Below are 22,895 nucleotides of genomic sequence, written 5' to 3' on the forward strand. Positions count from 1 at the left end.
GCGACTGCGAATCAGAGCTGCTTCGAAGGCCGGTCATTATCGTCATTTTCTTATGAAAATCAATAACTTGTTTCCAACCTTCCCGCTGGTCCCGACTGCCGTTTCCGGCTGTCTCCCCAAGCGAGGAGGCGAATTCTACAGCCATGAGCGGGAGAGTCAACAGCCATTGTAATAAAAACTCAAAAAAACCGTAAAACCGATATTTATGATCAAAAAACAACCAGCTCGATGCTGTTCCGCTCGCCTTGAGCAACTTAGCGGTAAATAAACTACAAAGGCAGGGTACAACGTAAAAGGGCACCACTGCGGGTGCCCTTCGGGGAAGCCATGCGGGAACGACTACCCGCCCTGGCCGGTATCCGGTTCACCTGAGTCATCGGCCTCCTCGCCTTCAGGATCCCGACGCACCAGCAGCCGCCCCAGCACTATGCCGAGTTCGAACAGCAACCACATCGGCAGCGCCAGCAGACTCTGCGAAATGACATCCGGCGGTGTCAGCAGCATACCGACAACGAAGCAGCCGACGATCACGTAGGCACGTTTGCTGCTGAGACTTTCGACGGTGGAGATGCCGCTCCAGATCAGCAGAAGCGTCGCGATCGGAATCTCGAACACGATGCCGAATGCAAAGAACAGCTTCAGCACAAAGTTGAGATAGCTGCTGATATCGGTCATCACAGCGACGTTTTCCGGACCGACGCTGGTAAAGAAGCCGAAGATCAGCGGAAACACCACGAAATACGCGAAGGCGATCCCGCTATAGAAGAGAAAGATGCTCGAGACCAGCAATGGCACCGCGATACGCTTCTCATGCCTGTACAGTCCCGGAGAAATGAACCCCCAGATCTGGTGCAGGATGAAAGGCATTGCCGCGAAAATGGAAACCATCATCGTCAGCTTGAACGGCGCGAAAAACGGCGACGTCACATCCGTGGCGATCATGCTGGTCCCTTCCGGGAGCAGCGCGGTCAACGGCGCGGAGATGTACTCGTAGAGATCGTTGGAGAAGTAAAACAGCGCAAGAAACACGGCCAGGATGATCAGCATGGACCACATCAGCCGCTGGCGCAGTTCCACCAGGTGAGAAATAAGGGGCTGCTCCTGATCCTGCTCAGGCGCGTCCCCGCTCGGTATGCTCATCAGGAATCCGCTTTATTACGATGGCTGTCGTTGCCGCCCGCATCAGAGTGCCCGGCGGATGACGCCGGTTCCGCCTGCGTAGCCCCTGCGGAGGCTGCATCGGTTGACTGCTGCTCCGGCTTGAACGGCGTCTGCATCTCCGCCAGCTCGCGATCCAGCCGTTCCTTTTCGATGGCCGCATTGCGGCGCATCTCATCCAGGCGAAGCTCCTCGGAGATCTCGGCCTGGATGCCGCTGACGGTGCGGCGAAACTTGCCGACCCAGAGCCCCAGGGTACGGATCGCCGTCGGCAGTTTGTCCGGCCCCAGAACCAGCAACGCCACCACGCCGATGATCAGCAGTTCGGCAAAACCTATATCGAACATTCAGGCGCCCGCTCGGCTTACTGGCCGGACTTCTTGTCGTCGCTGACGGTGTCTTTCTTCACCGCGTCGGACTGCTCGGAGAACTGGGCATCTTCAGCCTTGTCCTTTTCCAGCTTTTTCGCCTCGCTGTCGGACTTGTCGCTGCCGTCATCCGACATCGCCTTTTTGAACCCTTTGACCGCCCCACCTAGGTCGCCGCCGATATTGCGCAGCTTCTTGGTGCCGAAAAGCAGCAGCAGAATCGCCAGTACGATCAGAAGCTGCCAGATACTGATTCCACCAAAACCCATAATGTGCCTCCAGTGTTACAGGGCCGGCAGGCGCCGGCCTCCGAGAATATGAAAATGCAGGTGATAGACTTCCTGATGCCCGCCCGGACCGGTATTGGTAATGGTTCGGAACCCATTGTCGAGACCGGCCGTGTGCGCGATATCGGACAATGACAGCATCAGGTGGGCAATCAGCCCCTCATCTTCCAAATGTAAATCGGCCAGATTACGAATGTGCTGTTTCGGCACAACCAGCAAGTGCGTCGGCGCCTTGGGGGCTATGTCGTGGAACGCGATGATCCTGTCATCCTCATAGACCACCCGGGCATCTGCTTCATGCCTGGCGATGCGGCAGAAGATGCAGTCCCGCACTCCTCAGCCTTTGCTCCGGCTGGCTTTCTCTTCCAGTCCGGACAGACCGAACCGGCGGGCCAGCTCATCCAGGACGGCTTCATGAGACGACCCCAGATGCGACAGCATCACGAGACTGTGAAACCAGAGGTCCGCAGTTTCACCGATCAACTCGCCAAGCTCGCCGCTGCGCTCTGCATCCTTCGCCGCCAGAATCACTTCTGTCGACTCTTCGCCGACCTTTTCCAGAATCTTGTTCAGCCCCTTGGCGTGCAGGCTGGCAACATAGGAGCTGTCGGGTTGCGCCTGCTTTCGGCTCTCCAGCACGGCGGCGAGCTGCTGCAGAATATCATTGCTCATCGGCGGCCCCGTTCGGCTTGTAGATGGCGTCCGGTGCTTTCAGTACCGGGTCCACCGGCTTCCAGTGGTCACCCTCCAGCACGCTGTAGAAACAGCTCTCCCTGCCTGTATGACAAGCAATACCGCCCAGCTGTTCGACCTGCAGCAAAACGACGTCACCATCGCAGTCGAGACGCAACTCGTGCAGCTTCTGTACGTGACCGGACTCCTCGCCCTTGCGCCAGAGCTTCTGACGGGAACGCGACCAGTAAATTCCCCGGCCTTCCTGCACCGTCAGCGCAAGCGCCTCCCGGTTCATCCAGGCAACCATCAGAACGTGGCCACTTTTATAGTCCTGCGCGATGGCCGGCACCAGACCATCGTTATTCCATTTCACCTGATCGAGCCAGAGTTCCGACATGACTTCTTCTTGAACCTTAAGCTGACTTTAACCCGGAAGAATAACCGAAGCCCCAGGCCAGGCCAAGCAACGTCACTCGTGAATGGATCACAGGCCTAGCGCAGCAGTAGATAGAACCCCACCGCGGCCAGCCCCCAGCCGGTCGCGGACAGTTGCGAGATTGCCTGCTGCAGCTCCCCCCGGCTGCCGGCCAGCGCCAGCAGCAGCAGCGCAAGCCCCGCGGCCCTGGACCAGTGCCGTTGCCGCAGCCTGCGCTCATGCTCCTGTCTCAGCAGTTGCTGATGCTCCTGCTGGGCCGCCTCCAGCCGCTTCAGCTGCTGCAGCGAGTCGAACACCAGCTGCGGCATCAGCGGCAGCTTCTCCAGCCAGTCGGGGGCCTGGCTCTTGATCGAGCGGGTCACGGCCTTGGGCCCCATGCGCTGATGCATCCAGTTTTCCAGGAACGGCTTGGCGGTCTTCCAGAGGTCAAGGTCCGGATAGAGCTGGCGCCCCAGCCCCTCGATATTCAGCAGGGTCTTCTGCAGCAGCACCAGCTGCGGCTGCACTTCCATATTGAAGCGCCGGGCGGTCTGAAACAGCCCCAGCAGCAGCTGGCCGAACGAGATGTCTTTCAGCGGCTTCTCGAATATCGGTTCGCAAACACTGCGAATCGAGGTTTCGAAGGCATACAGGTTGGTATCGGCCGGCACCCAGCCGGAATCGATATGCAACTGGGCCACCTGGCGATAATCACGCTTGAAGAACGCCAGGATATTGCGCGCCAGATAACTCTGATCCTCGGGCGTCAGCGAGCCGACGATGCCGAAGTCGACTGCGATATAGCGCGGATTGGTGGGGTCGTCCGGCGACACGAAGATATTGCCGGGGTGCATGTCGGCATGGAAGAAGCTGTCCCTGAACACCTGGGTGAAGAAGATTTCCACGCCACGCTCGGCCAGCAGCTTGAGGTCGGTATTGTTGGCCCTGAGGCGATCCACATCCGCCACCGGAATACCGTGGATCCGCTCCATCACCAGCACGTTGCGCCGGGTCAGATCCCAGTTGATTTCCGGAATATAAAGGATCTCGGAATGCTCGAAGTTGCGTCGCAGCTGCGAGCCGTTGGCGGCCTCCTTGCGCAGATCGAGCTCGTCGAAGATGGTTTGCTCGTACTCGGACACTACCTCCACCGGACGCAGACGACGCCCTTCCGGCCAGGCCCACTGCAGCAGGCGGGCAAAGGTATAGAGCAGATCGACGTCCTTGCGGATGGTGCGCTCGATCCCCGGGCGAACCACCTTGACCACCACTTCGCGGCCATCACGCAATGTCGCCAGGTGCACCTGGGCGACAGACGCCGACGCCAGCGGCTCGACATCGAAGCGCTGGAACAGTTCGGTAATGCTCTGCCCCAGTGACCGCTCGATCAGCATCCGCGCCTCGACGCCCGGGAACGGGGGAACCCGGTCCTGCAGCTTCTGCAGTTCGAGGGCGATATCGTCCGGCAGCAGGTCGCGCCGTGTCGACAGCATCTGGCCGAACTTGATGTACACCGGGCCCAGCGCCTCGAGCGCAAGACGCAGCCGCTCGCCGCCGGGCTTGTCGGCCGGCACCAGGTAACGCCAGGGCAGCAACCGCAACCAGAACATGACATACCAGGGGAGCGGCACCTGCTCGAAGAAGGTATCCAGCCGGTAACGCGCCATTACCCTGGCGATCTTGAGTATGCGGAGGAGTCGACGCACCTGAACGAAATCCTGTCTGACAGCAAAAGAAGCGTAAGTGTGCCCTTTGACCCGGGGCAGGTAAAGCGCACCTCAGAGCGAGGGAGGCCGGCACGGCCCCCTGAAACGACAAAGCCGCCGGAGTGCGGCGGCTTGGATGCGGAGAACCGCGGGCTTACATTGCCGCGCGTTCCTTCTCGACCAGGAAGTCCACGACTTCCAGCATCTGCCGATGGCCGCCGGCCGACGACGCAGTTATCCGGTACTTGCCGTTGACGACCATGGTCGGCACGCCGGTGATCTCGTAGCCACGGGCCTTGGACTCCCCCTGGTTGAGCTTGGTATTGACGGCAAAGGAGTCGTACAGCTTGGCGAACTTGTCGCTGTCCACCCCCAGACTGCCGTAAAAATCGACCAGATCGTCCTTGTCGGTGAAGCGTTTCTTCTGCAGATGAATGGCATCGAAGACGGCCTGGTGGGTCTGGTCGACGACATCCATCAGGTCGGCGACGTAGTAGGCGCGCGCCAGCGGCTCCCAGCTGCGGCCGAACACGACCGGAATACGCACGAACTCGACGTCGTCCGCCTGCTTCTCGCTCCAGCTGTGCACCAGCGGCTCGAATGCGTTGCAGTGCGGGCAGAGGTAGCCGAACATTTCCACGACTTCGATCTTGCTTTCATCAACGGTTTTCACCGGGAACGGCAACGTCACGTATTCCTTGCCATCCTGGAAGCGGTCGCCTTGCGCAGCAACAGCCGTCAGCGACATGAACAGGGCCATCAGGCCAACGCACAGTTTTTTCAGCATTATCTTGCTCTCCGACAAATCCTTGAAGTTGGGCTTCCTAGCGGACCCCGCACAGAGGCCAAAGTTCATCCCGAACCCGGTCCCTGCGGTCACTAAAAAGGCAGCCTAAGCTGCCTTTTCCAAACCATGACTGAACACCGGCCGGTCAGTGCAGACCCTGCACGTAGTTGGCGACCGCTTCGATGTCCTTGTCGCTCAGTTTGGCGGCAATATCGCGCATCATGCGGTTGGGATCGTTGTCGCGGGCTTCGGTGCGGAATGCCATCAGCTGCTTCTTGACGTAGTCCGCGTGCTGGCCGCTCAGGGCCGGGTAGCCCGCCGAAGCGATACCGGTGCCGTTCGGCGAATGGCAGGCGGTGCAGGCAGCGACGCCCTTGTCGGCGATGCCGGCGCGGAAGATTTTCTGACCCGCTTCCAGGTGATCCGGGGATACCTGGCCGAGCTGTACCTTCTTGCTGGCGAAATAGGCGGCGATGTCCTCGAGGTCCTGATCGCTGAGGCTGTCGAGCAGGCCGGTCATTTCGACCACCGGGCGGGAGCCGTCCTTGATATCCTTCAGCTGCTTGAGCAGGTATGCCTCGTTCTGGCCCGCCAGTTTCGGGAAGTTGGCGATGGCACTGTTGCCGTCGGCGCCGTGACACGCCGCGCATACCGCGGTTTTTGCCTGCCCTGCGGCTGCATCGCCGGCCGCCTGCGCCAATCCCGAGATTCCCAGGGTCAACAGTAAGCTGATCAGTAATTTGTTCATCGACTAACCCAGACTCTTTCGTGATTTGAAGTTGTGAGTCCACTCCGGCGCACCGGCGCAAACTTTAGGTTCTTGCGACGCCACGACTGGAGCTCAGGCGCGGCCGCGGTTAAAATTTTGCGGCATTATAGCCAATACCCACATAAACTGGAACGGATAATAGCTCCTGCAGCCAACCGCGCCAGCACACGGACCTTCCATGCCGATCACCGAAAACCCCATCAAATTCAACAGCGCCGCCTTCAACACCAGCGCCGCGCGCCTGAGCCAGTGCCCTGATGACATAGGCGCGGAGGTCGCTTTTGCCGGCCGCTCCAACGCCGGCAAATCCAGCGCCATCAACACCCTGACCAACAACTCGCGGCTGGCGCGCACCTCCAAGACCCCCGGGCGCACCCAGCTGATCAACTTCTTCGACCTCAACCTGCCGGGCCTCCGTATCGTCGACCTGCCGGGTTACGGCTACGCCAAAGTACCCATCGCCATGAAGGAGCACTGGCAAAAGCACCTGGACGCCTATCTGCAGAAACGCCAGTGCCTGCGCGGCGTGGTGCTGGTGATGGACATCCGCCACCCGATGAAGGAGTTCGACGAAATGATGGTGGGCTGGTGCGAATCCACCGGCATGCCGCTGCATGTCCTGCTGACCAAGGCGGACAAGCTCAAGAAGGGGCCCATGCAGAGCACAGTGCTGCAGGTCCGCAGGCAGCTGCGCGAGCGCCTGGGCGATCTGGTGTCGGTACAGGCGTTCTCGGCCCTGAAGAAAAGCGGTGTCGAGCAGCTGCAGGAACGTATCAGCGAGTGGCTGCTCGCCGAAGACAACAGCGAAGCGGAAGACGCGAGCGAAGCGGACGAAGCGTAGGATGGGCTGAGCGATGCATCGGACCGATGCTTTACGGTTTCTATGATGATCGGGCATCGCGAACCCCATCATATCGATCGCAGTACAGATCGATTGGTGTCCGGCTGCACGAAGCGCCAAAAAGAAGCCCTACAAGAGCCTGGAAGGGGAATACAGGCAGGTGTAGGGCTTCAACGCATGCTTCTTATGTACAGCAGCCACCACCATGGCACAGATGAATGTGAAATGTGACTCTGCAATAATTCGGAACCTTCGCTGAGGCGAAAGTTCCGGCTGGCAACACAAATTCGTACAAAAATTTTCCGCCCTAGTGCGCCTCGTCCCAGTGGGCGCCGACGCCGGCATCGACGATCAGCGGCACATCCAGCTGCGCGGCGCCGGCCATCCGCTCTGTGACCTCCTTCACAAACGCCTCGACCTGATCCTCCCGCACCTCGAATACCAGTTCATCGTGCACCTGCAGGATGATGCGGGCATCGAAGCCGCAAGCGCTCAGCCAGTCATCCACCTGCACCATCGCCCGCTTGATGATATCCGCCGCAGTGCCCTGCATCGGCGCATTGATCGCGGTGCGCTCGGCCGCCTGGCGGCGCATGGCATTGCGCGAGTTGATCTCGGGCAGATACAGACGACGGCCGAACAGGGTTTCGACATAGCCTCTCTCCCGCGCCTGCTCGCGGATATCATCCATGTACCGCTGCACGCCCGGATAGGTCTCGAAGTAGTGATCGATATATTTCTGCGCTTCGTTGCGGCCGATGCCAAGCTGCCTGCCGAGACCGAACGCCGACATGCCGTAGATCAGGCCGAAGTTGATCGCCTTGGCGCTGCGCCGCTGCTCAGCGGAGACCTCATCCAGGTCAACCTTGAAGACCTCCGCCGCAGTGGCACGATGGATATCCTCGCCCTTGGAGAAGGCGTTAAGCAAGCCCTGGTCCTGGGACAGGTGCGCCATGATGCGCAGCTCGATCTGGGAGTAGTCCGCCGCCACCAGCTTGCAGCCCTCGGGCGCCACGAATGCCTGGCGAATGCGCCGGCCCTCGGCATTGCGCACCGGAATATTCTGCAGGTTCGGGTCGGTCGACGACAGCCGACCGGTGGCGGTCACCGCCTGGTGGTAGGAGGTGTGGATACGGCCGGTTTGCGGGTTGATCATCTGTGGCAGCTTGTCGGTGTAGGTCGACTTGAGCTTGCTCAACCCCCGGTGCTCGAGGATCAGCTTCGGCAGCGGGTAGTCGAGTGCCAGTTCCTGCAGCACTTCCTCGGCGGTCGAGGGCGCGCCCTTCGGTGTCTTCTTCAGCACCGGCAGCTGCTGTTCCTCGTAGAAAATCTGCTGCAGCTGTTTGGGCGAGCCGAGGTTGAACTCCTTGCCGGCCAGCTCGAAGGCTTCGCGTTCGAGTTCGGTCAGTCGCTTTGCCAGTTCCTGACTGTGCCTGCCCAGCAGGTTGGCATCGACCAGCGCTCCGTTGCGCTCGATGCGCGAGAGCACCGGAATCAGCGGACGTTCGATCTCCTCGAACACTTTCAGCAGCTTGCCCTCGCGGCTGAGCTTTTCATGCAGCACCCGGTGCAGGCGCAGGGTGATATCGGCATCCTCGGCGGCGTAGGGGGCGGCCTGCTCGAGGTCGATCTGGTTGAAGGTCAGCTGCTTCTTGCCTTTGCCGGCGATATCTTCGAAATGGACGGTTTTTACGCCCAGGTAATAATCTGCCAGGCTGTCCATGTCATGGCGGCTGGCGGTGGAGTTGAGCACGTAGGACTCCAGCATGGTGTCGAACGCCACGCCCTGGAGCTCGATACCGTAGCGCGCCAGCACATTCATGTCGTACTTGATATGCTGCCCGACCTTGGGCCGCGCAGGGTCCTGCAGCAGCGGCTTGAGCTGCGCCAGCACCTCGGCGCGGTCGAGCTGCTGCGGTGCGCCGACATAGTCGTGCGCCAGCGGTACATAGGCAGCCTTGCCCGGCTCGACGGCGAAGGAAACGCCGACGATCTCGGCCTGCATGTAGTCGAGACTGGTGGTTTCGGTGTCGAAGGCGATCAGCTCGGCGCCCTGCAGCACCCCGAGCCAGCGCTCCAGGTCCGCCTGCTCCAGCACCGTTTCGTATTCCACATTCTCCGGCACCAGCACCTCGTCCGGGCTGTCTTCGTCACTGGCCCCGGCACTGCCGCCGCCTTCCTCCAGCTCACGTACCCAGGTGCGGAACTCGAAGCGCTTGAACAGCTCAAGCAGCTTGTCGTTATCCGGGGCCGGCAGACCGAACTCGCCGACGCCGATATCCAGCTCGACATCGGTCTTGATGGTCGCAAGCTGGTAGGAAAGCTCCGCCATCTCGCGATTTTCCTCGAGCTTTTTCGGCATCGACTTGGCGCCGCGAAAGCCCAGCTCCGGAATCCGGTCGAGATTCCGGTAGAGGTCGGCGATGCTGCCGATACCCTGCAGCAGCGCCAGCGCGGTCTTCTCGCCGATCCCCGGTACCCCGGGAATGTTATCGACCTTGTCGCCCATCAGTGCCAGGAAATCGATCACCAGGTGCGGCGGAATACCGTACTTCTCCTGCACACCGGCCACATCGAGGCGGCTGTCGTTCATGGTATTGATCAGGGTGACATGCTCGTCCACCAGCTGCGCCATGTCCTTGTCGCCGGTGGAGATCAGCGTCGCCATGCCGGCGGCGCTGGCCTGGCGCGCCAGGGTGCCGATAACGTCATCGGCCTCGACGCCGTCCACCACCAGCAGCGGCAATCCCATCGCCCGGATAATTTCATGGATCGGCTCCACCTGCTGGCGCAGGTCGTCCGGCATCGGCGGACGGTGCGACTTGTACTCCTCGAACAGCTCGTCGCGGAAGGTCTTGCCCTTGGCGTCGAACACCACCACCACGGGGCTTTGCGGGTGCTGCTTGATCAGGCTGCGCAGCATCGAGGTGACGACCCGCACCGCGCCGGTCGGAAAACCTTCCGAGGTGCGCAGATCCGCCTGCTGGGAGGCGAAAAAGGCACGGTATAAATAGGAAGAACCGTCGACTAGAATGAGGGATGGGTGCTGATCGGGCATAGTCTGTCCATTGTGCTGGTGACCTGGCCTGCCATAAATCCTGACCAGGGATAGTGTTCAAGCGCCCAATCATATTAAATTACCGCCAGCCAAACCAACGACCAAGGGACTACGATGAAGAAACTGCTGTTGCTCGCCAGCCTGCTGGTGCTGCCACCGGCACAGGCCGAAACCCTGCCGGAGCCGGGCGCGGAGGCGCCGCAGATCACCATCCGGCACGCCGAGGAAAAAACCATCTACGAATACCGGGTCGGCGGCAAGCTCAGGGAAATCAAGGTCGTCCCTCCGGTCGGCAAGCCCTACTATCTGGTGCCCGTCGAGGGCAGCCATGACGAGTTCACCCGTTTCGAAAACTCTTCCCTCCTGATCCCGAAATGGGTCATTTTCAGCTGGTAATATCGTGGCGGTATATACAGAAGTAACCGAACAGGACCTCAACCGTCTGCTGGCCGACTTCGAACTCGGCTCGCTGGTCACCCACAAGGGCATCGAAGGCGGCATCGAAAACACCAATTATTTCGTTACTCTGCAGGGCGACGACGGCGGGCAGCAGGAGTACGTGCTGACGCTGTTCGAAGAGTTCGGGATGGACGAAATGCCCTATTTCGTCGAGCTCACCGGCTGGCTGGCAGAGCGTGGCTGCCCGGTACCGGCACCGTTCAAGGACCGCGACGGCATCGCGCTGAAGCAACTCAATGGCCGCCCGGCGCTGCTGCTGCCGCGCTTTCGCGGCCACCATGTGGCGCAGCAGGAGCTGACCGCGGATCACTGCGCCGCCGCCGGCAAGGCGCTGGCCCAGCTGCACAAAGCGGGGCTCGACTTCTACATGCGCCGCCAGGCCCACCGCGGCGTCTTCTGGTGGCGGCGGGAAAGCCAGCGCGTGGCACAGCTGCTGGAAGCCGACGAGGCCGAGCTGCTGCTGCGCGAGGTGCGCCTGTTCGACGAGCTGCGCGAAGCCGAACCCGATCTGCCGATGGGCGCCATCCACGGTGATCTGTTCCATGACAACGCCCTGTTCGACGGCACCGAACTGACCGCGATCCTCGACGTCTACAACGCCGCGACCGCCTATCTGATGTACGACCTGGCCATCGTCGCCAACGACTGGTGCGTCAACCCGGACGGCACCATAGACGCAGGCCGGGAGCAGGCTCTGCTGGCCGCCTACGCCGCCGAACGCCCGTTCACCGACGGCGAGCGCCAGGCCTGGCCGCAGCTGACACGCGCCGCAGCGATGCGTTTCTGGCTGTCGCGCCTGATTCCCTGGCTCGGGCTCGAGCAGGCCGGGCGTCAGAGCGGCGAGATGAAACTCAAGGATCCGGTCGAGCTAAAACGTATCCTGCAATTCCGCATCGACCACACAGCCCCGCTGCCCTAGCGGAGTGCTGAAAAGCGTTTTCGAGACCGTCTTCGCTATCGGGATGCACCTGGTTTGATGCCGCGTAACCGCCACGGACGGCGGAAATCCTGATATTGCAGGAGCAAATATCAGAAACCCATCAACAGCGTCCGATGCTCTGGTGATGTTCTGAGAGCACAGGATGAATCTGCCGGTGCATCAGGTTAAAATACTGGACACCCATACAGCCATCGATACCCGGTCGCGGACCTGCGCCGCCCCGGCCCAACCCGAGCACAATGCCGCCGCTATGGATGTTACCCCGATTCTCGACTCCCTAAACGACGCCCAGCGCGAAGCCGTTTCGGCGCCGATGCAGAACCTGCTGGTACTGGCCGGCGCCGGCTCCGGCAAGACCCGGGTGCTGGTGCACCGCATCGCCTGGCTGATCCAGGCCGAGGGCCTGTCGCCCTACTCCATCATGGCGGTGACCTTCACCAACAAGGCCGCCCGCGAGATGCGCGGCCGTATCGAGGAACTGCTCGGGCTCAATCCCCATGGCATGTGGGTCGGCACCTTCCACGGCCTGGCGCACCGGCTGCTGCGCGCCCACTGGCGCGACGCCGGTCTGCCGGACAACTTCCAGATCATGGACAGCGACGACCAGCTGCGGCTGATCAAGCGCCTGGCCAAGGAGATGGGCCTGGACGACCAGCGCTGGCCGGCGCGCCAGTTCCAGTGGTACATCAACGCACAGAAGGACGAGGGCCTGCGCAGCGCCCATATCGAGCCGTCCCACGACCTGTTCCAGCGCACCATGCTGAATCTGTACATCGCCTACGAGCAGGCCTGCGAGCGCGGCGGCATGATCGACTTCGGCGAGCTGCTGCTGCGCAGCCTCGAGCTGCTGCGCGACCGTTCGCCGGCGCTGCTGCGACACTACCAGGAGCGCTTTCGCTACGTCCTGGTCGACGAGTTCCAGGACACCAACGCCATCCAGTACGCCTGGCTGCGGCTGCTGTGCGGCGACGAACGCAAGCTGATGGCGGTCGGCGACGACGACCAGTCGATCTACGGCTGGCGCGGCGCCCGTATCGAGAATATCCAGAACCTGCCGGATCACTTCCCCGGCACCGAGACCATCCGGCTGGAACAGAACTACCGTTCCACCAACAGCATTCTCAAGGCCGCCAACGCGGTGATCGGCAACAACCTCGGACGCCTCGGCAAACAGCTCTGGACCGAGGGCGCCGACGGCGAGCCGCTGTCGCTCTATGCCGCCTTCAACGAGCAGGACGAGGCGCGCTTTATCGTCGACCGCATCCAGCAGTGGGTGCACGAAGGCAACCTGCGCGCAGACTGCGCGGTGCTGTACCGCTCCAATGCCCAGTCGCGCATCATCGAGGAAATGCTGATCCGCGCCGGCGTGCCCTATCGCATCTACGGCGGCCAGCGCTTCTACGACCGCCTCGAGATCAAGAATGCCCTCGCCTATCTGCGCCTGATCGCTAGCCGTCACGACGACACCGCGATGGAGCGCGTGATCAACGTGCCGACCCGCGGTATCGGCACCCGCACCATCGAAATCGTGCGCGAGCGCGCCCGGGCCGAAGGCCACAGCATGTGGCGCGCCGCCAGCGAGATCGTCGAGCAGAAACTGCTGCCGGCGCGGGCGGCCAACGCACTGCGCGCCTTCCTCGACCTGATCGAGGCGCTGGATGCCGGCACCGTCGGCACCGCGCTGCACGAGCAGACCGAACACGTGATCCAGAAATCCGGGCTGATCGAGCACCACGAGAAGGAAAAGGGCGAAAAGGCGCAGTCGCGCATCGAGAACCTCGAGGAGCTGGTCACCGCCGCACGCCAGTTCGCCGGTAGCTGGCAGGAGGATGCCGATACCGAGGACGCTGTGGCGCGCACGCCGCTGACCGCTTTCCTCGACCAGGCCGCGCTCGACGCCGGCGAGGCCCAGGCCGACGACTACCAGGACAGCGTACAGATGATGACGCTGCACTCGGCCAAGGGCCTGGAGTTTCCGCTGGTGTTCCTGGCCGGCATGGAAGAAGGCCTGTTCCCGCACAAGATGTCGATCGAGGAAGGCGGACGTCTCGAGGAGGAACGCCGCCTGTGCTACGTCGGTATCACCCGTGCGATGCAGAAGCTCTACCTGACCTTCGCCGAATCACGCCGGCTGCATGGCCAGGAAAACTTCAATCGCCCGTCGCGCTTCATCCACGAAGTGCCCGCCGAGCTGATCGAGGAGGTCCGCCTCAACGCCCAGGTGCGCCGCCCTCTGACGGCCCGCCCCGACAGCGGTCAGGGCCTGTTTCACAGCGGTTCGGACTCGCTTTCCAGCGCCGAGGTGCCCGCCAGCGAAATACGTCTCGGCCAGCGCGTGCGCCACGCCAAGTTCGGTGAGGGTATCGTCGTCAACTACGAGGGTTCCGGCGCCAAGGCCCGGCTGCAGGTCAACTTCGACGACGAAGGCGCCAAGTGGCTGGTACTCGGCTACGCCAAGCTCGAGCCGCTGTGACGGGTGACGGGTGACGGGTGACGGGTGACGGGTGACGGGTGACGGGTGACGGGTGACGGGGAAATTGTAGGAGCCCGGTCCCCGGGGCGAACACCCACATGGACAAGATTCGCCCACGGAGTGGGCTCCTACAAAAACCCCGTTGCGGCACCCGTCCACCGCGAACCATTCCGGGTACAGCGTAAACCCCATTCGCTGCGGGGGCGCAGCTCCTGCGCCACCCCAATATGGCACTCGACCGAAGGAGCGGCGCCCCGCCGCGACCAAGATCACCAGGGTACCAGCCCCCATTCGCCGCGGGGAAGTGCCCGCGGGCTCCCACCGAGACCAAGCAACGGCAGGCGTACCGGGCCCCGTCACACTGCCGGTGTGGTCTTTCGCAGCCAGAGGCTGGTTTCGATCGCTTCGTCCGGCATCGGCAATGCCGCCAGCGGGCTGCGGGACAGCGCGTCCCCCATACGGGTCACGACATAGTGACTCGCCCACAGAGGCTCCGCCGCACCGCCGAGCAGCGGCGCCACGCCCTGCTGCTCGTTGTAGCCGCGCCAGCGCCAGGTGGCGGGATAGTCGTCCGGCAGCAGAATATCGTGAAAATGCACCAACACGCCTTCGGCCAGCGCCGGCCAGACGCGATTGAGCAGCCAGTCGACGTCGGAACCCGGCAGCAGAAGGTGGCTGGAGTCGACAAAGAGTATGTCGCCAGACTCGAGTGTGTCGAACAGCGACAGGTCGCAGCGCTGCAGCGGACGGCGCAGCAGCTCGATCGGCAGCTGCTCGAGGTCGGCGCGGGGGGCGGGGTCGATGGCGGTCAGGCGGCAGTCCAACCCGCCGTCGCGCAGGGCCCGGTAAAAGAATCGGCTGGAGTGACCGGAGCCGACCTCGATGATGCGGGCAGGCTTCAGCAGTCGCGTAAGGCCGTAGGCGACGGCGCCGTCGAGGCGCGGAAACCAGCTCTGCTGCCAGCGCGGGTCCGGAGGACTGGCCCCCGACAGCGCCTGCAGCTGAGGCGCAAACACCGCCAGCGATTCCAGCAGGCGCTCGAACTCCGGCCGGTGCCGCCCGAGCAACCGCTCGATCGCCGGGTAGCCAGCGCCACCCGCTTCGACCTGGTCGGCGTAGCGATAGGGAATGAAATAGCCCTGGCGCCGCCATCCCAACAGCGTCGACAGGCCCATTTTCAGCACCCGAGCCTTCATATCCGACCTCCTCGCTGCCTCGTTTCCCCGGTACGCATACCTTAGGGTGCCCTGAGCGCAGCGGACGGCACCGCCCATACGGCCGGTTTCGCTACACTCAAGGTGCCCTACGCACTGTCAGGGCGTCGTGTAACCCATCACGCAAATTCCGCAGACCCCGACAACAAGTAAAGCAGAAGGCAGCGGGGGTATCAGTCGTCCTGCTGCGGCAGGCGACGAATGCGCCCCTGCTCGTCGATGGCGACCTGCACGCACTCGACTTCGGACACCTTGCGCGGATCACGGCCGTCCGGGCAGCGCCCCCAGACCTCCACGGCGATGCGCATCGAGCTACGTCCCTGCTCGACGATGCGGGTAAAGAAGCTGAGGATGGTGCCGACCAGCACCGGCGCCATGAAATCCATACTGCCGACCGAGACAGTGGCGATGCGCCCCTCGGCGATGGTGGCGGCGCGGATCTCGGCGGCTTCGACCGCGCGCGCGGCGACCCAGCCGCCGTAGACATCGCCGAACATGTTGGTGGCTTCACTGCTGGCCGGCAACTTGAGACTGAGCTCGCCTTCCGGCACCAGGAGTTGATCTTCGGCTTTTGGCATTGTTGAACATCCGATCTGAAATTCGAGAATGGGCGAATTTTACCTCTTCGCGCCTGCACAAATCACTACTGCAAAGAGGCAATTGCGCCGCAGAAGTCGCAGAAAAACGACGCCGGCCTACACTGTCACAATCCTGTCACAGTCCAACCCTATAGTGGGCGCCACTTCGAACTTGAACGCTACCGGTTCAACCAATCAGGAGCTAACGATGAAACCGATGAAGAAGCTGTTCGCCGCTGTCGCCATGACTGCGACCTGCATGACCGCAAGCGCATCCGACCTGCTCGATCCGAATCTGCCGACCTACGAAAAGGCTTCCGGTGTCTCCGGTAACCTGTCCAGCGTCGGTTCCGACACCCTGGCCAACCTGATGACCCTGTGGGCCGAAGAGTTCAAGCGCGCCTACCCGAACGTCAACATCCAGATCCAGGCCGCCGGTTCTTCTACCGCTCCGCCCGCACTGACCGAAGGCACCTCCAACCTGGGCCCGATGTCGCGCATGATGAAGGACAAGGAAATCGAAGCCTTCGAACAGAAGTTCGGTTACAAGCCGACCCCGGTCGCTGTTGCCATCGACGCCCTGGCCGTATTCGCACACAAGGACAACCCGATCGCAGGCATGAGCATCGATCAGGTCGACGCCGTCTTCTCCTCGACCCGCAAGTGCGGCGCCGCTGACGACGTCACCACCTGGGGTCAGCTGGGCGTGACCGGAGCCCTGGCCGACAAGAGCATCCAGCTGTTCGGCCGCAACTCGGTATCCGGCACCTACGGATACTTCAAGGAAAAAGCGCTGTGCAAGGGTGACTTCCGCAACAACGTCAACGAGCAGCCGGGTTCCGCATCCGTCGTTCAGTCCGTTTCCACCTCGCTGAACAGCCTGGGCTACTCCGGTATCGGTTACAAGACCGCTTCCGTCCGCGCCCTGCCGCTATCCAAGAAAGAAGGTGGCGAGTTCGTCGAAGCAACTCCGGAAAACGCCGTTACCGGCAAGTACCCGCTGGCCCGCTCCCTGTACGTCTACGTCAACAAGAAGCCTGGCGAAGACATGCAGCCGATCGAGCGTGAATTCCTGAAGCTGGTAATGTCCAAAGTCGGTCAGGAAGTTGTCGTCAAGGACGGCTACATCCCGCTGCCGGCTGCCGTTGTCGAAAAGCAGATGGCTGACCTGGGCCTGTAACAGCCCCGGCAAAGCAAGAAAGCGCAGGGGGAGTTGGCAACGACTTCCCCTGCTTCTTTTTGTCCGCCGACTGTAACAATTTCGTCATATACCTGCACTATCGTAGCGCCATCATTTACAGAAGCCTTTCCGGGACCCTGCGCCATGAGCCAAGAAGCCACAGCCACCGTACCCGATCTTGATTTCGATACGCCGTCCGCCCGGCGCAAGCGCAAGGTGCGCGCGCTGAAGGATCGTATCGCCAGTCTCGGTATCGGTATCGGCGGTATCAGCGTGATCATCGCGATACTGCTGATCTTTTTCTATCTCCTGTACGAAGTACTGCCCCTGTTCCAGTCGGCCGAGGTCGAGCCCTGGCAGCAGAACGGCGCCGTAGTCGAACCGTACGCGCTGCCCGGTGGCGGTCAAACGCTGTACCTCGCGATGGAGGAGCAGGCCGAGATTGGATTGCGTCTGACCGACACCCCCGCACTGGTGTTCTTCGATACCCGCAGCGGCGACATCGTCAGCGAGCAGCCGGTGGCACTGGCCGAAGGCGTCAGTATCCGCAGCGTGGTCGACATTTCCCCTGCCCGCCGCCTGTTCGCGCTGGGCCTGAGCGACGGCACCGCCCTGGTGCTGCGCCACGACTACAAGTCGTCCTACCCGGACGGCAAGCGCGTCATCACCCCGGAAATCGCCTACCCGCTCGGCGAGGCGCCGATTGCCGTTGGTGAACGTCCACTAGACCTGCTGGCGGTCAACGGTGACGGTGACGACTGGCGCCTGGTCGGCGGCAGCGACGGCGTGCTGACCCGGACCGACGTCAGCCTGACCGAAAACTTTCTCACCGGCGAAGTTCAGGCCGATGTCGACAGCCAGCTGCTGCCGAGCCAGGACGTCAAACCCAACAAGTTGCTGCTGATGCCGGACCGGCGCTGGCTGCTGGTCGCCGCACCGGGCGGCAAGCTGGTGGTCAAGGACCTGCAGTCCAGCGATGCCGTGCCCCAGGTGCTGCCCGCGACCACCGGCGAGATCCGCCAGTTCGAGCTGCTGCTCGGCGGCACCTCGCTGATGCTGGCCGACGACAAGGGTCTGGTATCGCAGTGGTTCCTGGTGCGCAACGACCAGGGCGGCTGGGATATGACCCGCATTCGCGATTTCGACAACGGCGGCAAGCCGCTCAGCGGTTTCGTCACCGAACACCGCCGCAAGGGTTTTGCCACCGTCGACAGCGACGGCACCCTGCGCCTGTTCAGCACCACCGCCGAGCGCAATGTATTGAACGAAGAAGTCGTCGACGGCGACATCGACGGTATCGCCTATGCCCCCCGCTCCAACGCGCTGCTGTTCGAAAAGGACGGCAAGCTGCAGTTCTGGGCGGTGCACAACGAGCACCCGGAAATCTCCTGGTCCGCACTCTGGAGCCAGGTCTGGTACGAGGGCTACGAAGAGCCGAGCTACGTCTGGCAGTCCTCCGCCGCCAACAACGACTTCGAGCCCAAGTACAGCCTGATGCCGCTGGCGTTCGGCACCCTCAAGGCCGCCTTCTACGCCATGCTGCTGGCCACGCCGCTGGCGATCTGCGGCGCCATCTATACCGCCTACTTCATGGCACCCGGGCTGCGCCGCAAGGTCAAGCCGATGATCGAGCTGATGGAGGCGCTGCCAACCGTCATCCTCGGTTTCCTGGCCGGTCTCTGGCTGGCGCCGTTCATGGAACTGAACCTGGCCGCGGTGTTTATCACCCTGCTGGTGGTACCGCTGTCGGTCATCGCCTTCGCCTTCGTCTGGGCACAGATGCCGAACCGTATCCGCTTCCTGCTGCCGGAGGGCTGGGACGTAACCCTGCTGGTGCCGGTGGTGATACTGGCGACGATGTTCAGCTTCGCCATCGCCGGCCCGATCGAGAACGCCCTTTTCAGCGGTGACATGCGCTTCTGGGTCAGCCAGGAACTGGGGATCAGCTACGACCAGCGCAACGCCCTGGTGGTCGGTATCGCCATGGGCTTCGCGGTGATTCCGACCATCTTCTCGATCACCGAGGACGCCATTTTTGCCGTGCCGAAAAACCTCAGCTACGGCTCGCTGGCCCTCGGCGCGACCCCCTGGCAGACGCTGGTACGGGTGGTCCTGCCGACCGCCAGCCCCGGCATCTTCTCGGCGGTGATGATCGGCATGGGCCGCGCCGTCGGCGAGACCATGATCGTGCTGATGGCCACCGGCAACACGCCGATCATGGACATCAACATTTTCGAGGGCATGCGAACCCTGGCCGCCAACATTGCCGTTGAGATGCCGGAGTCCGAGGTTGGCAGCACCCACTTCCGGATCCTGTTCCTGGCCGCATTTGTGCTGTTCATGTTCACCTTTATCGTGAACACCCTGGCGGAAAGCATTCGCCAGCACCTGCGCCAGAAATACGGCTCCCTGTAACCGGGACTCACAAGGAACCAGAACATGCGAATTTCCTTTTCCGAATGGACCCGCTCCGGCTCCCCCTGGGTCTGGCTCAACGCCGGTGCGGTCGCCATCAGCGTCATCATGGTGATCGGCCTGCTGGGTCTGATCGCGGTCCGCGGCCTGGGCCACTTCTGGCCCGCCGACGTGCTGCAGGCAACCTACAGCCACGCCGGCCAGGAGTCCGTGCTGGTCGGCGAGCTGGTCGAATCCGAAATGGTGCCGGCCGCGCAGCTGCGCGACTCCGGCATCGAGGTGCCGGAAGGCGTCGATCACATGCAGCGCGACCTGTTCAAGGTCGGTAACCGCGACGTCACCGGTGCCGACTTCGTCTGGGCCATCGACGATCACGTCACCGCGCGCAGCTACCCGGAAACCCTGTTCGTCGCCGAACGCGAGGAGTGGGGCAACCTCTACGGCTACCTGCGCTCGATCAAACAGAACGGCGAGCTGGTCGGCCAGTACGACGGCTACGACGCCGGCCCCGAAGCCGCAGCACTCTGGGATGAGCTGCAGCGCCGCATCGAGCGCGCCCGCGACCTGCACGCGCAGATCGAGAGCATCCAGAAAGGCGAGATCGGCGCGATCAACTACGAGATCGAACGCCTGCGCCTGAAGGAGCGCTCGCTGGAACTCAAGAACGTTTCCGATCCGGCGCCTTACGCCGATATCGAAGCACGTCGAGCCGAGCTCAACACCGAGTACGAAGCACTGCAGGGCGAACTGCTGGAGCTGAACCAGGCGATGAACCGTGACAGCTTCACCGCCGAAGTCGCCAACGGCAGTACCGTCGAAGTCCAGCTGTCCAAGGTGGTGCGTGCCTTCCAGCCCAATGCCATGGGCCTGTTCGACAAGATCGGCCACTACATGGCCAAGATCTGGGAGTTCGTCGCCGACGATCCGCGCGAAGCCAACACCGAGGGCGGTATCTTCCCGGCCATCTACGGCACGGTGCTGATGGTGATCCTGATGTCGGTGATGGTCACGCCGTTCGGCGTCGTCGCCGCGGTCTATCTGCGCGAATACGCCAAGCAGGGCTTCCTGACCCGCGTCATCCGCATCGCCGTGAACAACCTCGCCGGCGTACCGTCGATCGTCTACGGCGTGTTCGGCCTCGGCTTCTTCGTCTACTTCCTCGGCGGTCACATCGACGACCTCTTCTTCCCGGAAGCCAAGCCGTCGCCGACCTTCGGTACCGGCGGCCTGATGTGGGCCTCGCTGACACTGGCGCTGCTGACCGTACCGGTGGTCATCGTCGCCACCGAAGAGGGCCTGTCCCGGATTCCGCGGGCGGTGCGCGAGGGTTCGCTGGCACTGGGCGCGACCAAGGCCGAAACGCTGTGGAAGGTGGTGCTGCCGATGGCGAGCCCGGCTATCATGACCGGTGTCATCCTGGCGATCGCCCGCGCCGCCGGCGAAGTGGCGCCGCTGATGCTGGTCGGCGTGGTCAAGCTGGCACCGAGCCTGCCGCTGGACATGAACTACCCCTACCTGCACCTGGATCAGAAATTCATGCATCTGGGCTTCCACATCTACGATGTGGGCTTCCAGAGTCCGAACGTCGAAGCGGCTCGTCCGCTGGTGTACGCCACGGCACTGCTGCTGGTCGTGGTCATCGCGCTGCTGAACTTCTCGGCCATCGCGATCCGCAACCACCTGCGCGAAAAGTACAAAGCGCTGGAAATGTAATGCCGCTAAGCGGGCTGACTTAACAAAGGTTTCGAGACATGACCACCGATATCAAGACCCACGCCATCGACATCTCCGCCATGCAGCGCGATCAGCGCGAGCTGCGCCTGGAGGACGAGGAAATCACGCTGCAGGTGAAGGACCTGCGCCTCTCCTACGGCGAAAAGGAAGCGCTGCACGGCATCGACATGCTGATCCCGAAAAACCGCGTGACCGCCTTCATCGGCCCGTCCGGCTGTGGCAAGTCGACGCTGCTGCGCTGCTTCAACCGCATGAACGACCTGGTCGACAGCTGCCATATCACCGGCGAGATCCTGCTCGACGGCGACAACATCTACGGCCGCGCGGTCGACGTCGCCGAGCTGCGCCGTCGCGTCGGCATGGTGTTCCAGAAGCCCAACCCCTTCCCCAAGTCGATCTACGAAAACGTCGCCTACGGGCTGCGCATCCAGGGTGTGAAGAAGAAGCGCCTGATCGACGAGACCGTGGAGTGGGCGTTGCGCTCGGCGGCACTGTGGGACGAGGTCAAGGACCGTCTGCACGAAAGCGCGCTGGGCATGTCCGGCGGTCAGCAGCAGCGTCTGGTCATCGCCCGCACCATCGCGGTGAAGCCCGAAGTGCTGCTGCTCGACGAGCCGGCGTCGGCACTCGACCCGATCTCGACGCTGAAGATCGAAGAGCTGATCCACGAGCTGAAAAAGGACTTCACCATCGCCATCGTCACCCACAACATGCAGCAGGCGGCGCGCGTCTCCGACTACACCGCCTTCATGTACATGGGTGACCTGATCGAGTTCGGGGTGACCGATACGCTGTTCACCAACCCCGTGAAGAAGCAGACCGAAGACTACATCACCGGCCGCTACGGCTAAGCATCAGCCGCACCACGCCCAGACCGGCCCCCGCGGCCGGTTTGACAGCAACAGATAAATGGAGACGACACCGTGGTCGAATTCGAAAAGGACGGTTACAACGCCCATATTTCCCAGCAGTTCAACGATGAGCTGGAGCAGATCCGCACCGAGTTGCTGACCATGGGTGGCCTGGTCGAGCGCCAGGTACACGACAGCATCGAGTCGCTGCTCAACGGCGATGCCGAGCTGGCGGAGCAGTCGCTCAGGGTCGACAAGCAGACCAATGACATGGAGCTGCAGATCGACGAACACTGCACCCGCACCATCGCCCGGCGCCAGCCGGCGGCCAGCGACCTGCGCATGATCATGGCGATCACCCGCGCCGCCTCGGACCTGGAGCGGATCGGCGACGAGGCGACCCGTATCAGCCGCCAGGCCATCGAGCTGGTCAACGCCGGCGAATCGCCGCGCGGCTACCAGGAAGTGCGCCATATCGGCACCCTGGTACGTGCGATGGTCCGCGACGTGCTGACCGCCTTCGCCCGCAGCGACATCCAGCTCGCTTACCAGGTCGCCAAGCAGGACAAGGCGGTGGACCGCGAATATCGCACCGCAATGCGCTCGCTGGCGACCTACATGATGGAAGATCCGCGCTCGATCAGCAGCGTGCTCAACGTCATCTGGGTGCTGCGCGCGCTGGAGCGCATCGGCGATCACTCCTGCAACCTGGCCGAGCACCTGGTGTACCTGGTCAGCGGCACCGACGTGCGTCACGCCAGTCTGCAGGAAATGAAGCAGACCGTCCGTGACGAGACCGAAGAGCCGATCGACGACGAAAACTGACCGCAGGAGCCCCGTGGGAGCGGCGCCTCGCCGCGAATGTGACGGCACACTGCCGAGTGTGTTCGCCCGGGGACCGGGCGCCTACAGGCAGATCGCCCATCGCACGCCTAATACGGGCGTAGGAGCCCACTCCGTGGGCGAATCGGGTATGGCACACTGCCG

At 62.5% G+C, this 22,895-nt stretch carries 22 protein-coding genes; 9 read left to right on the top strand and 13 right to left on the bottom strand.

Going from position 1 to position 22,895, the window contains the following annotated elements; genetic code table 11:
• The 10 genes from IEX85_RS23930 to IEX85_RS03085 all read right to left on the bottom strand — a co-directional run.
• Positions 1-304, bottom strand: a 304-nt coding sequence (locus IEX85_RS23930) for a hypothetical protein (protein WP_229721771.1), incomplete at its 3' end; no start/stop codon positions are given.
• Between the two features lie 35 nt (positions 305-339).
• Positions 340-1,140, bottom strand: coding sequence for a twin-arginine translocase subunit TatC (tatC, locus tag IEX85_RS03045; RefSeq protein ID WP_188858203.1), 801 nt, complete (start codon positions 1,138-1,140; stop codon positions 340-342).
• Positions 1,140-1,505, bottom strand: a complete 366-nt coding sequence (gene tatB, locus IEX85_RS03050; protein WP_188858205.1) for a Sec-independent protein translocase protein TatB — start codon at positions 1,503-1,505, stop codon at positions 1,140-1,142. The genes tatC and tatB overlap by 1 nt, the downstream gene beginning before the upstream one ends.
• A 17-nt stretch (positions 1,506-1,522) precedes the next feature.
• Entirely contained in the window at positions 1,523-1,795 is a 273-nt protein-coding gene (tatA, locus tag IEX85_RS03055; protein ID WP_188858206.1) for a Sec-independent protein translocase subunit TatA, read from the bottom strand.
• Between the two features lie 15 nt (positions 1,796-1,810).
• Positions 1,811-2,146, bottom strand: coding sequence for a histidine triad nucleotide-binding protein (locus IEX85_RS03060; RefSeq protein ID WP_188858208.1), 336 nt, complete (start codon positions 2,144-2,146; stop codon positions 1,811-1,813).
• Between the two features lie 3 nt (positions 2,147-2,149).
• Positions 2,150-2,485, bottom strand: coding sequence for a phosphoribosyl-ATP diphosphatase (locus IEX85_RS03065; RefSeq protein ID WP_188858210.1), 336 nt, complete (start codon positions 2,483-2,485; stop codon positions 2,150-2,152).
• The gene (gene hisI, locus IEX85_RS03070; RefSeq protein ID WP_188858211.1) at positions 2,475-2,885 is read right to left on the bottom strand and encodes a phosphoribosyl-AMP cyclohydrolase; all 411 of its coding nucleotides are present in this window, start codon (positions 2,883-2,885) and stop codon (positions 2,475-2,477) included. Before hisI ends, IEX85_RS03065 begins: the two co-directional genes overlap by 11 nt.
• 95 nt (positions 2,886-2,980) lie before the next feature.
• Entirely contained in the window at positions 2,981-4,609 is a 1,629-nt protein-coding gene (gene ubiB / locus IEX85_RS03075; RefSeq protein ID WP_188858213.1) for a ubiquinone biosynthesis regulatory protein kinase UbiB, read from the bottom strand.
• A gap of 154 nt (positions 4,610-4,763) precedes the next feature.
• Positions 4,764-5,396, bottom strand: coding sequence for a thiol:disulfide interchange protein DsbA/DsbL (locus IEX85_RS03080; protein WP_188858215.1), 633 nt, complete (start codon positions 5,394-5,396; stop codon positions 4,764-4,766).
• Positions 5,397-5,541: 145 nt separating this feature from the next.
• Entirely contained in the window at positions 5,542-6,144 is a 603-nt protein-coding gene (locus tag IEX85_RS03085) for a c-type cytochrome (RefSeq protein ID WP_188858217.1), read from the bottom strand.
• A gap of 199 nt (positions 6,145-6,343) precedes the next feature.
• Here IEX85_RS03085 and yihA point away from each other — a divergent pair, with 199 nt between their 5' ends.
• Positions 6,344-7,006: a ribosome biogenesis GTP-binding protein YihA/YsxC gene (gene yihA, locus IEX85_RS03090; protein ID WP_188858219.1), complete on the top strand. Its 663-nt coding sequence runs from the start codon at positions 6,344-6,346 to the stop codon at positions 7,004-7,006.
• A 307-nt stretch (positions 7,007-7,313) separates the two neighbouring features.
• Here the strand turns inward: yihA and polA are convergent, their stop codons facing one another.
• Complete coding sequence (polA, locus tag IEX85_RS03095) at positions 7,314-10,064, bottom strand: DNA polymerase I (RefSeq protein ID WP_188858220.1); 2,751 nt, start codon at positions 10,062-10,064, stop codon at positions 7,314-7,316.
• Positions 10,065-10,178: 114 nt separating this feature from the next.
• Between polA and IEX85_RS03100 the strand changes: the two genes are divergently transcribed.
• The 3 genes from IEX85_RS03100 (at position 10,179) to uvrD (ending at position 13,936) form a co-directional block, all read left to right on the top strand.
• Complete coding sequence (locus IEX85_RS03100) at positions 10,179-10,460, top strand: DUF2782 domain-containing protein (protein ID WP_188858222.1); 282 nt, start codon at positions 10,179-10,181, stop codon at positions 10,458-10,460.
• A 4-nt stretch (positions 10,461-10,464) separates the two neighbouring features.
• Positions 10,465-11,442 (top strand): homoserine kinase, encoded by a 978-nt coding sequence (locus IEX85_RS03105; protein ID WP_188858224.1) that lies wholly within the window; start codon positions 10,465-10,467, stop codon positions 11,440-11,442.
• A 271-nt stretch (positions 11,443-11,713) separates the two neighbouring features.
• On the top strand, positions 11,714-13,936 hold the full coding sequence (uvrD, locus tag IEX85_RS03110; RefSeq protein ID WP_188859383.1) for a DNA helicase II: 2,223 nt from the start codon (positions 11,714-11,716) through the stop codon (positions 13,934-13,936).
• 356 nt (positions 13,937-14,292) lie between these two features.
• On the opposite strand, the gene IEX85_RS03115 is transcribed toward uvrD, so the two are convergent.
• Both IEX85_RS03115 and IEX85_RS03120 read right to left on the bottom strand, forming a co-directional pair.
• Positions 14,293-15,132 carry a class I SAM-dependent methyltransferase gene (locus IEX85_RS03115; protein ID WP_229721772.1) on the bottom strand — a complete coding sequence of 280 codons (840 nt, stop codon included), beginning with the start codon at positions 15,130-15,132 and terminating at the stop codon, positions 14,293-14,295.
• 191 nt (positions 15,133-15,323) lie between these two features.
• Entirely contained in the window at positions 15,324-15,728 is a 405-nt protein-coding gene (locus IEX85_RS03120) for an acyl-CoA thioesterase (protein ID WP_188858226.1), read from the bottom strand.
• Positions 15,729-15,936: 208 nt separating this feature from the next.
• Between IEX85_RS03120 and IEX85_RS03125 the strand changes: the two genes are divergently transcribed.
• The 5 genes from IEX85_RS03125 (at position 15,937) to phoU (ending at position 22,733) form a co-directional block, all read left to right on the top strand.
• Positions 15,937-16,908: a PstS family phosphate ABC transporter substrate-binding protein gene (locus tag IEX85_RS03125; RefSeq protein WP_188858227.1), complete on the top strand. Its 972-nt coding sequence runs from the start codon at positions 15,937-15,939 to the stop codon at positions 16,906-16,908.
• 144 nt (positions 16,909-17,052) lie between these two features.
• Positions 17,053-19,323 (top strand): ABC transporter permease subunit, encoded by a 2,271-nt coding sequence (locus IEX85_RS03130; RefSeq protein WP_188858230.1) that lies wholly within the window; start codon positions 17,053-17,055, stop codon positions 19,321-19,323.
• Positions 19,324-19,347: 24 nt separating this feature from the next.
• Positions 19,348-21,036, top strand: coding sequence for a phosphate ABC transporter permease PstA (gene pstA, locus IEX85_RS03135; RefSeq protein ID WP_188858232.1), 1,689 nt, complete (start codon positions 19,348-19,350; stop codon positions 21,034-21,036).
• A gap of 38 nt (positions 21,037-21,074) precedes the next feature.
• Positions 21,075-21,908, top strand: a complete 834-nt coding sequence (gene pstB, locus IEX85_RS03140; protein WP_188858234.1) for a phosphate ABC transporter ATP-binding protein PstB — start codon at positions 21,075-21,077, stop codon at positions 21,906-21,908.
• Positions 21,909-21,980: 72 nt separating this feature from the next.
• On the top strand, positions 21,981-22,733 hold the full coding sequence (gene phoU / locus IEX85_RS03145) for a phosphate signaling complex protein PhoU (protein WP_188858236.1): 753 nt from the start codon (positions 21,981-21,983) through the stop codon (positions 22,731-22,733).
• The last annotated feature ends 162 nt before the right edge of the window (positions 22,734-22,895 follow it).

This window comes from Marinobacterium nitratireducens, assembly GCF_014645375.1.
Taxonomy (GTDB): Bacteria; Pseudomonadota; Gammaproteobacteria; order Pseudomonadales; family Balneatricaceae; genus Marinobacterium_A; species Marinobacterium_A nitratireducens.